Source organism: Kitasatospora sp. NBC_01246, assembly GCF_036226505.1.
Classification (GTDB): Bacteria; Actinomycetota; Actinomycetes; order Streptomycetales; family Streptomycetaceae; genus Kitasatospora.
The window spans coordinates 658,683-672,128 of record NZ_CP108484.1; the positions used below are offsets into that span (position 1 = coordinate 658,683).

10 protein-coding genes and 1 pseudogene are annotated in these 13,446 nt (G+C 74.7%); 6 read left to right on the plus strand and 5 right to left on the minus strand.

Annotation, left to right across the window (positions count from 1 at the left end):
- Positions 1 to 144: 144 nt before the first annotated feature.
- Together OG618_RS02930 and OG618_RS02935 are read right to left on the minus strand one after the other, a co-directional pair.
- Positions 145 to 1,554: a uracil-xanthine permease family protein gene (locus OG618_RS02930; RefSeq protein WP_329485542.1), complete on the minus strand. Its 1,410-nt coding sequence runs from the start codon at positions 1,552 to 1,554 to the stop codon at positions 145 to 147.
- 130 nt (positions 1,555 to 1,684) lie between these two features.
- Entirely contained in the window at positions 1,685 to 2,359 is a 675-nt protein-coding gene (locus tag OG618_RS02935) for a helix-turn-helix domain-containing protein (RefSeq protein WP_329485543.1), read from the minus strand.
- Between the two features lie 346 nt (positions 2,360 to 2,705).
- On the opposite strand from OG618_RS02935, the gene OG618_RS02940 reads away from it, so the two are divergent.
- The 3 genes and pseudogenes from OG618_RS02940 to OG618_RS02950 all read left to right on the plus strand — a co-directional run bounded on the left by OG618_RS02940 (position 2,706) and on the right by OG618_RS02950 (position 6,001).
- The gene (locus OG618_RS02940; protein ID WP_329485544.1) at positions 2,706 to 3,932 is read left to right on the plus strand and encodes a PP2C family protein-serine/threonine phosphatase; all 1,227 of its coding nucleotides are present in this window, start codon (positions 2,706 to 2,708) and stop codon (positions 3,930 to 3,932) included.
- Positions 3,933 to 3,991: 59 nt separating this feature from the next.
- Positions 3,992 to 4,390 (plus strand): annotated as a pseudogene (locus OG618_RS02945) (GH12 family glycosyl hydrolase domain-containing protein); the annotation flags it as partial.
- A gap of 198 nt (positions 4,391 to 4,588) precedes the next feature.
- Positions 4,589 to 6,001 carry a DUF2252 domain-containing protein gene (locus OG618_RS02950; protein WP_329491988.1) on the plus strand — a complete coding sequence of 471 codons (1,413 nt, stop codon included), beginning with the start codon at positions 4,589 to 4,591 and terminating at the stop codon, positions 5,999 to 6,001.
- Positions 6,002 to 6,043: 42 nt separating this feature from the next.
- On the opposite strand, the gene OG618_RS02955 is transcribed toward OG618_RS02950, so the two are convergent.
- Complete coding sequence (locus OG618_RS02955) at positions 6,044 to 8,026, minus strand: serine/threonine-protein kinase (RefSeq protein ID WP_329491989.1); 1,983 nt, start codon at positions 8,024 to 8,026, stop codon at positions 6,044 to 6,046.
- A gap of 271 nt (positions 8,027 to 8,297) precedes the next feature.
- On the opposite strand from OG618_RS02955, the gene OG618_RS02960 reads away from it, so the two are divergent.
- Together OG618_RS02960 and OG618_RS02965 are read left to right on the plus strand one after the other, a co-directional pair.
- Positions 8,298 to 9,482 carry a cytochrome P450 family protein gene (locus OG618_RS02960; protein WP_329485545.1) on the plus strand — a complete coding sequence of 395 codons (1,185 nt, stop codon included), beginning with the start codon at positions 8,298 to 8,300 and terminating at the stop codon, positions 9,480 to 9,482.
- A gap of 211 nt (positions 9,483 to 9,693) precedes the next feature.
- Positions 9,694 to 10,071, plus strand: coding sequence for a hypothetical protein (locus OG618_RS02965; protein WP_329485546.1), 378 nt, complete (start codon positions 9,694 to 9,696; stop codon positions 10,069 to 10,071).
- Positions 10,072 to 10,272: 201 nt separating this feature from the next.
- Here the strand turns inward: OG618_RS02965 and OG618_RS02970 are convergent, their stop codons facing one another.
- On the minus strand, positions 10,273 to 10,863 hold the full coding sequence (locus OG618_RS02970; RefSeq protein ID WP_329485547.1) for a TetR/AcrR family transcriptional regulator: 591 nt from the start codon (positions 10,861 to 10,863) through the stop codon (positions 10,273 to 10,275).
- A gap of 137 nt (positions 10,864 to 11,000) precedes the next feature.
- Here OG618_RS02970 and OG618_RS02975 point away from each other — a divergent pair, with 137 nt between their 5' ends.
- Positions 11,001 to 11,732 (plus strand): SDR family oxidoreductase, encoded by a 732-nt coding sequence (locus OG618_RS02975; protein WP_329485548.1) that lies wholly within the window; start codon positions 11,001 to 11,003, stop codon positions 11,730 to 11,732.
- A 92-nt stretch (positions 11,733 to 11,824) separates the two neighbouring features.
- Here the strand turns inward: OG618_RS02975 and OG618_RS02980 are convergent, their stop codons facing one another.
- Positions 11,825 to 13,132, minus strand: coding sequence for an ALF repeat-containing protein (locus OG618_RS02980; protein ID WP_329485549.1), 1,308 nt, complete (start codon positions 13,130 to 13,132; stop codon positions 11,825 to 11,827).
- Positions 13,133 to 13,446: the final 314 nt, after the last annotated feature.

Consider the following 13,446-nt stretch of genomic DNA (forward strand, 5'->3'; position numbering starts at 1 on the left):
CATGGAGCGATCCGACCATCTGACCACCTGACGGACCGTTGTCCAAGCGGTCCGGCCGGTCGTGGCCCTTTCGGGCAGGTCCGCCGCCTGCCGGGGCCACTGCGGCGCGCCCGTCCGCGCGGGCGCGCCGCAGTGGCCCGCCCGCTACCGGGCGTGCGGCGGTGCCCCGCCCCCGTCCCCGGCGCCCGCGTCGTAGGACGAGGTGCCCTCGTCCAGCAGCGGCTCCTGGGTCTTCAGGTGCGCGGGGGCCAGGGCCCGCAGCACGTGGTAGCCGGTGATGACGACCAGGGTGCCCAGCGCGATGCCGCTCAGGCTGAAGGTGTCGGTGAACTTCATGGTGACGTTGCCGATGCCGATGATGATGCCCGCGGCGGCCGGCACCAGGTTCAGCGGATTCCGCAGGTCCACCCCCGCGTTGGTCCAGATCTGCGCGCCGAGCAGCCCGATCATGCCGTACAGGATGACGGTGATGCCGCCGAGCACCCCACCGGGGATCGCGGCCACCACGGCGCCGAACTTCGGGCAGATGCCGAACAGCAGCGCGAAGCCGGCCGCGGCCCAGTAGGCGGCGGTGGAGTAGACGCGGGTGGCGGCCATGACGCCGATGTTCTCCGAGTACGTGGTGTTCGGCGGGCCGCCGAGCACGGTGGAGAGCATCGAGCCGACGCCGTCCGCGGAGATCGCGGTACCCAGCTTGTCGTCCAGGTTCCGGCCGGTCATCTCGCCCACCGCCTTGACGTGCCCCGCGTTCTCCGCGACCAGCGCGATCACCACGGGCAGCGCCACCAGGATCGCCGACCACTGGAAGGTCGGGCCGTGGAAGTCGGGCAGGCCGACCCAGTCCGCCCGGCCGACGCCAGAGAGGTCCAGGCGCCAGTGGTCCGTCAGGTGCCCGCTCGCGTCCGCCGAGTGGATCCGCCCGAAGACCCGGTCGAACAGCCAGGAGATCCCGTACCCGAAGACCAGCCCGAGGAAGATCGCCACGCGCGACCAGAACCCGCGCAGGCAGACCACGGCCAGCCCGGTGAACAGCATCACCAGCAGCGCCGTCCACTGGTCCTGGGGCCAGTACGTCGAGGCGGTGACGGGCGCGAGGTTGAAGCCGATCAGCATGACGACGGCGCCGGTGACGATCGGCGGCATCGCGGCGTGGATGATCCGCGCCCCGAACCGCTGGACGGCGAGGCCCACCAGGAACAGCGCCCCGCCCACCACGAACACCGCGCCGGTGACCGTCGCGCTGGTGCCGCCCTGCGCCCGGATCACCGCGGCCACGCCGACGAAGGACAGCGAGCAGCCGAGGTAGCTGGGCACCCGACCGCGGGTCGCCAGCAGGAAGATGACGGTAGAGACGCCGGACATCATGATCGCCAGATTGGGGTCGAGCCCCATCAGCACGGGGGCCACGAAGCTCGCACCGAACATGGCCACCACGTGCTGGGCGCCGAGCCCCGCCGTCCGGGGCCAGGAGAGCCGTTCGTCCGGAGCGACGACCGCTCCCGGTGCGGGCGTACGCCCGTCACCGTGCAGCTTCCAGCGCACGCCGAGATCCATGTGGGGGGTTCGCTTTCTCTGTACTTCCGGGGGATTGTCGCCACCATTGTCCCGGCCACCGCCCGCCCCGGCCGTCACCGCCCCTCCCCCCGACCTGCGCCCCCGCCCCCGCCCCCGCGGCGTGGCGGCCCTACCCGGAGGTGATCCGGCGGCCGCTGGTCTCGTCCGGGCGGACGCGCACCCACAGGTCGCGGCCGCCGCCGGCCCAGGGGGTGCTCCCCGGCAGCTCCTTGAGCCGGGCGATCTCGTCGGGGTCCTCGACGTACTGGGCCCGGCCGAGGATCAGCACGCTCCAGCCCCGGCTGAGGCTCTCGTCGATGTGGTCCACCTGGAACGAGACGGGCGAGCCGTCGGCCGGGGCCGAAGTGCCGTGCGCGGACGTGTGGTAGACGATCGTGCGGGCGTCCACGGTGTAGTTGACCGGGAAGACCGCCGGCGCCGGCCGGGTGGGCAGGCCGATCCGGCCGATGCCGTGGGTGCCGACGCGGTCCCAGCACTCGGGTTCGGTCAGGTGCAGGAGCAGCGGGCGCGTGCCGGCGCCGCCCTGCCCCGGCGGGGCGTCGGCGCGGCCGGACAGCAGCTCGCCGTAGGTGGTGCGCAGCACGGCGGCGATCCTGACGAAGGCGGCCGGGTCGAAGGCGGGGCCGGCCTCCATCAGGTGCCGGAGGTAGGGGGGCGCCATCGCGGTCTGCCGGGCCAGCGCCTCCTCGGTCAGCCCGAGCTGGCGACGGCGGTCATCGATCCGCCGGGCGACGAGGGCCGGATCCACCCGCTGGGCGGCGTCAGGTCCGGGGTTCTGGTCCACATCGACTCCTCGGTGCCAGGGGTCACGCTCCGTGGTCATCAGCGACCTGGTCGCCCCCTCGGGCGTGGGTGCCGGGCGGTTCCCCGCCCGGCCTTCCCCTCCAGCGTTGCCCCGACGGCGGGTGGCCGCCATAGGGGCCGCCCGGCCCGGCTGGCGTGGCGCGCCCGAATCACTGATGGTGGCAGGGGGAGTGCGACAGCTGTCGGAGGCGTGCGATGGACCAGGAGCTCGACCGGCGGAGCCGGCCCGTCACGGGCTGCCACGGCCGCGGCGGGTCCGTCGGAGCCCTCCTCGGACGGGTGGGCCGGGGGGCGGATGGCTCCGCACCCGGCCCCCGTGCGGAGCCATGAGCCTCCCGGCCGTCGACTACCGCGCGGTGTTCCAGGCCCTGCCCGGCATGGTCGCCCTCCTCACCCCGGACCTGGTGTACGTCGATGTCAACGAGGACTTCGTACGGATGTCCGGCCGTACCCGCGAGCAGCTCGTCGGCCGGTACCTCTTCGACGTCTTCCCCGACAATCCGAACGATCCGGACGCCACCGGCAGCCGCAACCTAGGGGTCTCCCTGCAGCGGGTCCTGGCGAGCGGCGAACGCGACACCATGGCCCTCCAGCGCTACGACGTCCAGTCCGCCGGCAGCGCCGGCGAGTGGGAGGAGCGCTACTGGAGCCCGGTCAACGCTCCCGTCCTGACCCCGGGCGGCGACGTGGTGCTGCTCGTCCACCGGGTGGAGGAGATCACCGAACTCATCCGGGCCCACGGTCTGCCCGAGGGCAACCGCGCCCGCGTCCTGGAGGCGGAGCTCTACACCCGCGCGCGCGAACTGCAGGAGGTCAACGAACGCCTGCGCGAGGCCCACGACCGCGAACGTGAGGTCGCGCTCGCGCTCCAGGAGGCCATGCTCCCGGGCCCCCGACCGCTTGAGCACCACCTCGCCGCGGTCCGCTACCGGCCCGCCGTCGGGGCGCTGAACGTGTGCGGCGACTGGTACGACCTCGTCGAGCTGCCGGGCAACCGCGTGGCGGTCGCCGTCGGCGACGTGGTGGGCCACGGCCTCACCGCGGCGGGCGTCATGGGCCAGCTCCGCAGCGCCCTCAGCGCGGCCTCCCGGGTCGCCGTCGGGCCCGCCCAGGCGCTGGAGGTCCTGGGCCTCTACGCCCGCTTCGTCGACGGCGCCGAATCCACCACCGTCGCCACGGCCTTCATCGACTGCGACGCCCACACCGTCACCTACAGCAGCGCGGGCCACCCGCCGCCCGTCCTGCTGCACGGCGAGGGCACCGTCGAGTTCCTCGACCGGGCCACCGACCCGCCGCTCGGCGCCCGCCCCGAGCACCAGGCCCGGCCCCAGGCCGTCGCCGGCTTCACCCACGGCGACACGCTCGTCCTCTACACCGACGGCCTCGTCGAACGGCGGCGCGAGGACATCGACACCGGCCTGAACCGGCTCGCCGACGCGCTCATCCGCCACCGCCGGTTCGATCCCGACGCCCTCGCCGACCTCGTCCTCACCGAGCTGCTCCCGCCCGGCGGCGCGACCGACGACACAGCGCTCGTCATCGTCCGCCTCTGACCCCCGGCCGGCGGGGTGGCGGCCTGTTCGGCCATCGGCCCGGTGAACTCCCCGCCCCGGTGGCCACCCTGGGCGACACCCTGACCACCTGGAAGACCACCACCCATGTCGCGGGCCAGTACAACGCCGCCTACGACCTCTGGTACGCGGACACGGCCGGCGGGTGCGGTCCGACCACCTCGCACGAGCTGATGATCTGGCTCGACCGGCAGGGCGGCCCCGTCCCGCTCGGCACCGCCACCCAGCAGGTCACCCTCGGCGGCCGGACGTACCAGGTCTACCAGTACCAGAACGCCACCAACGGCAAGCAGGTCATCAGCTACCTGCTCCCCGGTTCGAGCAACTACGCCTACGCCCTGGACCTGCGCGCGATCACCGCCGACGCCGTGGTGCGCGGCTACGTCCCCGCCGACGGGCAGCTCTGCTCCGTACAGGCGGGCTTCGAGATCTGGAACGGCGGCGCCGGGCTGGCCACCAAGTCTGACCCGGCCGGGCCACGCTCGGCCCGGGGCGGCTCACCGCGAGCCGGATCGGCCCGGGGCGGCCATGATCGGAGCAGGGCCGCCGACGCCTGCTTCCCTCCCCCGGGGAGCGGGCCGGCGCTCCTCCGCAGGTGGGCGGCCGGGAGCGCGGCCGCGGTCGGACAGGAGGACCGGATGGGCCAGGACCAGGCGCGTCCCGTGCGGCGCGCGACCCCCGAGGAGCGGGCGGCGGCCGGTCGGGCGGCACGCCGGACGACACCGCGTTCCGCCCACGCCGAGTACCGGCCGGGCCCGGAGCGGCCCGACCCGCTCACGATCCTGGCGGCCCAGTCGGCGCTGCGCGTGCCGGAGCTGGTGCCGATCCGGTACGCCCGGATGGCCGAGTCCCCGTTCCGTTTCTACCGGGGCGCGGCCGCGGTCATGGCGTCCGACCTCGCGGGCACCCCCGACTCGGGCATCCGGGTCCAGCTCTGCGGCGACGCCCACATGCTGAACTTCCGGCTGCTCGCCTCGCCGGAGCGGCGGCTGGTCTTCGACATCAACGACTTCGACGAGACGCTGCCCGGCCCGTGGGAATGGGACGTGAAGCGGCTGGCGTCGAGCCTGGTGATCGCGGGCCGGGCGAACGGCTTCGACGGGGCGCAGCGCGCGGACATCGTCGCCACGGCGGTCCGCTCGTACCGGGAGGCGATGCGGCGGTTCGCGGGGATGCGCAACCTGGACGTCTGGTACGCCCAGCTGGACTCGCAGCGGCTGCGGGAGCTGGCGGTGGGCCGGGTCTCCAAACGGGCCCGCCGGGGGCTCGACGAGGCGATGTCGAAGGCCCGCACCCGCGACAGCCTCCAGGCCTTCGGCAGGCTCACCGAGGTGACGGACGGCCTGGTCCGCATCGCCGCCGACCCGCCGCTGCTCGTCCCGATCGCCGACCTCCTGCCGGAGGTGGAGCGGACCGCGCTGATGGAGCTGTTCCACGGCCTGGTGCGGCGTTACGCGAGCACCATGCCCGCCGACCGGCGCACCCTGCTCTCGGCTTTCCGGCTGGTGGACGCGGCCCGCAAGGTCGTCGGTGTCGGCAGCGTCGGCACGCGGTGCTGGATCTTCCTGCTGCTCGGCCGGGACGGCGAGGACCCGCTGTTCCTCCAGGCCAAGGAGGCCGGCGAATCGGTGCTGGCGCCGTACGTCGGCGCGAGCCGGTACGACAACCAGGGCGAGCGGGTGGTCTCCGGTCAGCGGCTGATGCAGGCCACCAGCGACATCTTCCTGGGCTGGGAGCGGGTCGAGGGCATCGACGGCAGGCGGCGGGACTTCTACATCCGTCAGCTCCGCGACTGGAAGGGCATCGTCGTGGCCGAGCGGATGGTGCCGCGCGGCATGCGGGCCTTCGGCGAACTGTGCGGCGCCACGCTGGCCCGGGCGCACGCCCGGTCGGGCGACCGCATCGCCATCGCCGCCTACCTGGGGAAGCGGGACGCCTTCGACCGGGCCCTGGTGGAGTTCGCCGAGGCGTACGCGGACCGGAACGAGCGGGACCACCGGGCGCTGGTCGAGGCGGTCGCGGCGGGCCGGCTCCCGGCCGAGGCCGGCTGAGCCGTCGCGGGCCGCCGGGTCGCGCCGCCCGGGGCCCGCTGATCAGCCCTCGGCCGACCGCGAACGGCCCTCGGCCCGGAGCCCCTCCCCGATGACGCGCAGGAGCGCCTCCCGGTCCACCGCGACCGGTTCGGGGCCCGGCCGGGCGGGATCACCGACCCGGTGGACCGGCATCCGGGCCCGGACGAGGGTCCGGCCGTCACCCGTCGGGGGGAGCTGGACGATCTCCAGCTCGGCCGCGACGACCTCCTCTCCCTCCCGCCCGGGCCGTAGTCCGACACAGAGGTGGAAATCGAGCGACTCGTCGTCGGCGATGTCGACGGGGTACTCGGTGACCCCGGGCCCGACGGGCTGCCCGCGCTCCGACAGGTCCTCGAACTGCGGGGAGACCTGCTTGAGGTAACGCACCCCGCCACCGTCGTACGTGGTGATCCGCAGGGCGAGGTCGCGCAGCCCGGCCCGGCGGGTCCGGTCCACCAGGGAGGCCAGCTCCCGGTGGAGGCCCGGTGTCCCCGTGGGCGACGCGGGGGCGGGCACGATGTCGAGGGTGCCTCCCAACGCGGAGGTGACGGACCGGACCTGGGCCACCGACCACCGCTCGCCGATGCCCCGGGCGTGGCACGGGAAGCGGCCCGCGCAGGAGGCGAGGGCGGCGGCCAGGTCGTCGGCGCTCTCGGCCGCCGCCTCCAGGTCGGTCAGCAGGATCGCGGTGCGCGCCGCGTCGGCGTGGCCGGCGAACAGGCGGTCGGCCAGCCGGATCCAGCGGCCGAACGCCGCCGCGCCGACCGGCTCCAGCCCGGCCAGCGCCGCCCGCGCCCCGGCCTTGGCGGCCGCGGTCGCCCGGACCAGCCGCTGGGTGTCGGGGTAGAGCATCCGCGCGTACGCCGACCCCGCGACGACGGCGAAGGAGGCGTCCTCGTCCAGGCCGTCGATGACGGCCGCGACCGCCGCCCCGACCGCCCGGAAGTCCGCCTCGGGCAGCTCCGGCGACAGTCCGACCAGGAGGACGAGCGCGCGGGGCACGCCGGCCGCCGCACGGTCGGCGGCCCCGCTCGGGCCGGTCACCGTCAGGATCGTGTGCGCCTCCGTGGCGCCCGGGGCGAGGAACTCGTTGCGGTGCAGCTCCAGCCCGAGACCGCCGGAGTGCACCACGGCGGGAACAGCGGCCGGAACGGCGGGCGTCCGCGGCTCCGGCGCGGACGGGCGGCGGCCGACCGCCCGGAGCCGCGCCACGACGGCTCCCGCATCGGCCGGGCGGTCCGCCGGATCCTTGGCGAGCAGCTCCGCGACCAGCTCGTCGAGCTCGTCGGGGACCTCCGGCCGCAGCGGGGCGATACGCGGGGCCGGGGTCTGGAGGTGCTGGACCATCAGGGTCCAGAGGCCGCCGCGCGCCGGGAACGGCGGCCGTCCGGTGAGCAGCGCGAAGAGCACACAGCCCAGCGCGTAGAGATCGGCCCGTCCGTCGACCCGGGGACTGCGCCACTGCTCGGGGGCCATGTACTCGGGCGTGCCCATCACGCTGCCCTCCCGGGTGAGACCCGAGTCGGCCCGGACGTACCCGGCGAGTCCGAAGTCGCACACCTTGAGCGTGCCGTCGGGGAGCAGCATGAGGTTGGCGGGTTTGACGTCCCGGTGGACGATGCCCAGCCGGTGCGCGTAGGACAGGGCGCCCGCGAGTTGCGCGGTCAGCTCCACCGCCTCGTCGACGGGCAGCCCCGACGGCCGCCCGTGCAGGACCTCCCCGAGGTCGCGGCCCCGGAGCAGTTCCATCACCAGGTAGAGCCGGCCGCCCTGTTCGCCGCTGTCGAAGATCTGGGTGATGCCCGGGTGCTGGAACCGCGCGGTGACCTGCGCCTCGCGATGGAACCGCTGCGCGGCCACCGCGCCGACCGCCGACTGCGGGGCGAGGAACTTGATCGCGACCCCGCGGTCCAGCCGGGGATCGTGGGCCCGCCAGACCTCGCCCATCCCGCCGCGCCCGAGCAGTACCTCCAACCGGTACCGGTCGGCGATCCGCGTCCCCACAGCGTTCAAGGCGCCTCGCAATCCCCCGTGTCGCACGGCCCCCGCCGCTTCCGCCACTCTACGAGACCGGTCCGACGGCTGTGCATTCCACGGGGCCCCGCGTCCGGGCCGTCCCGACCGGCGGCCGACCGGCGGCGGCGCCCGCGCGGGTAGCATCCGAGCCGAGGCCGTCCGGCCACGACCGGTAGCCCAGCAGTGCGCCACCTCCGACACCGTCCGCTCCGTCGCCGCCGCCCGGCGGCGCCCCGCTCGACACCGCCCAGGGACCGACATGGCCTCCCCCTTCGCCGATCCGGCGTTCTACCGCGACCGCTACCCCGCCTACGCCGCCCTGCGCGAGGCCGCACCGGTCCTGCGCATCCCGATGGAGGGCGGCGGCCCCGGCACCGCGACCGTCGTCACCGGCTACCACGCGGCCCGCCAGGCCCTCACCGCCCCGCTGTCGAAGGACACCGGCGCGTACTTCGCCGACAAGCCGTCCAAGCGGTCCCTGCACCCGGCCGTCGCCCGCACCATGCTCGCCACCGATCCCCCGGAGCACACCCGGCTCCGCCGCCTGGTCACCAGGGCGTTCACCACCGCCGTGGTCGACGGACTCCGCCCGTACGTCCGCTCACTCGCCGAGGAACTCGTCGACCGCTGGGCACCCGGTAGCGAGGTCGACCTCGTCGAGGACCTCGCCGGGCCCCTCCCGGTCACCGTCATCTGCCAACTCCTGGGCGTCCCGCCGGAGGACCGCCCGGCCGTCCGCGGCTGGTCCACCGACCTGTTCGCCACCGGCGACCACGAGCGGATCGACTCGGCCTCGCACGCGCTGGCCGACTACCTGGCGGAGCTGATCGCTACCAAGCGGTCCGGGCCGGACGGTTCGCTGCTCTCCGAACTGATCGCGGTCCGCGACAGCGACGCCGGCCGCCTCGGCGAGGAGGAGTTGCTGTCGCTGGCCGTGCTGCTGCTGGTGGCCGGGCACGAGACCACCACCGCGGCGATCGGCAACGCCGTCCTCGCGCTGCTCCGGCACCCGGACGACCTGCGACGCCTCGTGGCCGACCCGCACCGCATCCCGGCCGCGGTCGACGAACTGCTGCGCTACGACGCGCCGGTGAGCATCGCGACCTGGCGCTGGGCCCCCGAGGCGGTGCGCCTGGGCGACAGCGAGGTCCCCGCCGGCTCCCCGGTGTTCGTCTGCCCCGGCGCGGCCAACCGCGACCCCGCGCGGTTCGCCGACCCCGACCGGCTCGACCTCGACCGGCCCGACGCGGCCGGCCACCTGGCCTTCGGGCACGGGATCCACCGCTGCGTCGGCGCACCGCTCGCCCACGCCGAGATCGAGGTCGTCCTGCGGGTCCTCCTGGAGCGATTCCCGACCCTGCGGCTGGCCGTCCCGCCCGACCGACTCACCTGGCGCCACTCCCGGCTGGTGCGCGGCCTCGTCGCCCTGCCGGTCCGCCTGTAGGCGCCGCCGCCGCGCTGTCCGCCGCTGCGGTGTCCCGGGGCGCACGGCACCGCGCACGCCGGGGCACCGGCGCGGGGCCGGGAAGTCGCGAACGCTCTGTGTTCATCCCAAGGTGGGGTTTGGCTCAACTCCCCTGCCCGGTAGGACCGATAGCCCTGGTGGCGAAGGTTCCGCCGCCGGCGGGCCCGCCACCACCGAAGGGGAGACGACCATGGTGCGTAGGACGCACGTGCTGGGAGCCGGACTGCTGGCGGTCGCGCTGGCGGCGGGCACGGGGTGGGTCGCGCAGGCGAACGACGACGGCGCCGCCGGGCAGGAGCGCCAGGCATCGGTGAAGGCCGTCGACGCCATCGACGGCTACCAGGTGGTCAAGCTGGGCAACGCCAACGTCGGCAACTTCCAGCGCCGGACGGTCAATTGCCCCGCCGGCAAGCGGGCGATCGGCGGTGGCGCGGAGGCCCAGGGCAACGAGGCGGTCCTGGTCGGCAGCTTCCCGACGGACGGCGCCAACGGCTGGGTAGGCATCGGCCGCCAGCCCGGCAGCAGCAGCGTGGGCATCAGCGTCTACGTGATCTGCGCGAACGGCTGACCTGCGGCACCCGACAGCTGGACCGGCCGACCGGCCGGTCCGCTGCGGCACGTGGCTCCGGCCCCCGGGAATCGTCCCGGGGGCCGGAGCCTCGTCGTCGGTGCCGGCCGGTACACCGGCGGGCGTCAGCCACGGGGCACCCGTCCGTCGGACCGCCGGGGATGAACCCCGTTGCGAGCCCGGGGCGTTGGGAGTTCGCCGTCAGTCGCCGGACGGCGGAGCCGGGGCCGCCTTCAGTCCGTCCAGGGTGAGGTCGAGGAGGCGTTCGGCCTGCTCGCGCTGGTCCGGTCCGGCGGAGGTGAGGGCGATCCCGGCGAGCGCGGCGAACATGTCGCTCGCGCTGATGTCGGACCGGATCGTTCCGGCCGCGCGGGCGGCGTCCATCAGGGCAACGAGGGCGCCCTGGATCAGCTCGCGGCTGTCGGCATAGGGATTGCCGCCCGAAGCGACGACCGCCCGCAGGGCGTCGGCCATGCCGAACTTGGCGGTGGCGTAGTCGATGAAGCGGCGGGTCCACGCGCGCAGGGCCTCGGCGGGCGGCATGGTCGCCAGGAGCCCGGGGACGGCGTCGCAGAGCCGGGCCACCTCGTTGCGGTAGGCCGCCTCGACCAGCGCCTCCCTGGTCGGGAAGTTGCGGTACAGGGTGCCGGTTCCGACACCCGCCTCGGCGGCGATTCGCTCGAAGGTCGCGTCGAGCCCCTCCTCGGTGAACATGCGCACGGCGGTGGCCAGGATCCTGTCCCGGTTCCGCTGCGCGTCGGCCCTCAGCGGGCGCCCTGAAGCTCGGGTCATCGGCGGCCCTCTCCCTCCTCCGTTGCTAAGTGGAGGCTCCTCCGCTTAGTCTGAGCGAAGTGGCGGACCCTCCACTTTCAACTCTAGGGCACGGCCCGGCCTGCCCCCACTCACCTGTTCCGGAAGGACGGCCCCGTATGTCGGGAATCGAAGGCAAGGTCGTGGCGATCACTGGCGCCGGCAGCGGCATCGGCGAGGCGACCGCACTCCTGCTGGCCGCGCGCGGCGCGAAGGTCGTCCTCGGGGCACGCCGCACGGAGCGCCTGGAGGCCCTGGCCGCCCGTATCGAACAGGCCGGCGGCGAGGCCGCCTGGATCCGCACGGACGTGACGCGGCAGGGCGACCTCACCGGCCTCGTCCGGCTGGCCCGCGACCGGTACGGCAGGCTCGACGTCCTCGTCGGCAACGCCGGGGTCGGGCTGATCTCCCGCCTGGACGACCTGCGCGTCGAGGACTGGGAGCAGATGATCGACGTCAACCTCAAGGGCGTCCTGTACGGGATCGCCGCGGCCCTGCCGGTCTTCCGGGAGCAGGGCTCCGGACACTTCGTCAACACCGTGTCCACCGCCGGCCTGCGCATCGTGCCGCTCCAGTCGGTGTACGCGGCGACGAAGAACGCCGTACGGACCGTCTCGGAGGGCCTGCGCCAGGAGGCCGGCGACAGCCTGCGCGTCACCGTCGTCTCCCCCGGCGCCGTCCGCACGGACTTCGCGGAGCACATGGACCCGTCGGTGAAGCCGCAGGTCGACAAGCTGATGGAGATCGCCCTCCCGCCGGACGCGGTGGCCCGCGCCATCGCCTTCGCCATCGAGCAGCCGGACGGGGTCGATGTGGGCGACATCGTCGTCCGCCCCACCGCCCAGGGGTAGGTCCGCGCAACCGGTGCGGCCGGCCCGGTCGGGGCCCGGGAAACACCTCGCCGACCGGCGCGAGCGGCGCACCGGTCGGCGAGGGGGGTGGATCAGGCCTGCGAGCGGCGGCGCGAGGCGACGACCGCGCCGGCGCCCAGGAGGACGGCCGCGCCGGCGGCGGCGGTGAGCTCCCCGAGCGGAGCGGTCGAGCCGGTGGCGGCCAGCGTGCCGGTACCGGTGCCCCGGACGGCCGCGGTGGGGACGGTGGCCGAGGTGGCTGTCGTGGCCGTCGTGGCCGTCGTACCGGAGGTGACCGCGGCGGGAACCACCGCGGGGACCGGCTGGGTGGTGCCGGACGTGCTCTGCACCGCCCCGGTGGCGGCCTTCGCGGCAGCCTCGTCCTTGGCACGAGCCGTGAACCGGCCCTCGGCCAGGAAGGCCCGGACGTCCGCGGCGGTGCCTTCGAGCGCGGCGAGGCCGGCCTTCCGGACCTCGGGCGTCCCGGTCTCGACGATCTGGGAGACGCGGATCCGGTCGTCGCTCTCCCGCAGCGGCTCCAGCTGCGCCTTCAGGAAGCGCTCGACGTCCGCCGCGCTGCCGGCGAGCGCCTTCTCGGCCGCCTCCCGGACGTGACGGCCGGTACCCGCGTCGTCGAGGATCCGCCGGACCTCGGCGCGGTTCTCGTCCTCGGCCCGGGCGACGAACTGGCCGACCTTGAGGAAGGCACGGACGTCGTCGATGGTGCCGTCGAGCGCGGCGCCGGCGGCGGCCCGCACCGCCGGGCCACCGACGGCCATGATCTGGCCGAGCAGGACCCGGTCGTCGTCCTCACCGGCCTTCTTGAGGTCTGTCTTGAGGAACCGCTCGACATCCGCGGCGCTCCCCGCGAGCGCCTTCCGGGCGCCCTCGCGCACACCCGGCCCACTCTTCGGGTCGTCGAGGATCCGCTGCACCTCGGCGCGATTCTCGTCCTCGGCCCGCGCCTCGTACTGGCCGTGGTTCAGGAAGGCGCGGTACGCCTCGATGTCGTCCAGGGGGAACACGGCGTTGGCGGCCTTCTGCACGACCGGACCGCCGGCGCTCATGATCCGCGAGATCGCGATCCGCGCGTCGTCCCGGCGGATGCGGTCCACCTGCGACGCGAGGAAGCGCGCCCGGTCCTCGGGGGTGCCCGCGAGGGCCGCCGCCGCGTGCTCGCGCAGGTACTCGCTCGGCGCCGTGAGCAGGTAGCTGTTCGGGTAGACGAGCAGCTTCTCGATCGCCGCCCGGTTCTCGTCGTCCGTCTTCGTCCCCGCCGGGTCCGTCTGCTCCTGCCCCGCGGGGGCGCTGTCGGCGAACGCCGGGGTGCTGCCCAGGGCGACGGGCGCGGCGGCCGTGGCGAGGAGGACGGCGGTAGCGAGCGAACGACGGATCTTCAACGGTCACCTCAGGATCTGAAGACGGACGACCCCGACGCGGCTGCGCGGTGGTCGGCCGGGTGATCGTATCGCGACACCACCCCTCACACGCGAACACATTTCCGTCACGTCCCGGTCCTTGGGTCTCGGACGACCCGGGCCGCGCGCACCGACCGCCTCCGCTCCGGCAGCTGACGCAGGGGGAGGCCCGGAGCGGCCGTGGACCGGTTCTCCGGGTCTCCCCGCCAGATCAGGACGTGCCGGTCCCGGCCGCGGGGGCGTTCGCCGGAAGATCTCCTGTCCGGCCGCGGGAGGAGGCAGCAGCGCCTGGCCGC

Bases quoted from the DNA above. Each gene is read 5' to 3' on its own strand.
- OG618_RS02930 (WP_329485542.1), bottom strand. From the start codon at position 1,554: ATGGATCTCGGCGTGCGCTGGAAGCTGCACGGTGACGGGCGTACGCCC.
- OG618_RS02940 (WP_329485544.1), top strand. From the start codon at position 2,706: ATGAGCCTCCCGGCCGTCGACTACCGCGCGGTGTTCCAGGCCCTGCCC.
- OG618_RS02950 (WP_329491988.1), top strand. From the start codon at position 4,589: ATGGGCCAGGACCAGGCGCGTCCCGTGCGGCGCGCGACCCCCGAGGAG.
- OG618_RS02960 (WP_329485545.1), top strand. From the start codon at position 8,298: ATGGCCTCCCCCTTCGCCGATCCGGCGTTCTACCGCGACCGCTACCCC.
- OG618_RS02965 (WP_329485546.1), top strand. From the start codon at position 9,694: ATGGTGCGTAGGACGCACGTGCTGGGAGCCGGACTGCTGGCGGTCGCG.
- OG618_RS02970 (WP_329485547.1), bottom strand. From the start codon at position 10,863: ATGACCCGAGCTTCAGGGCGCCCGCTGAGGGCCGACGCGCAGCGGAAC.
- OG618_RS02975 (WP_329485548.1), top strand. From the start codon at position 11,001: ATGTCGGGAATCGAAGGCAAGGTCGTGGCGATCACTGGCGCCGGCAGC.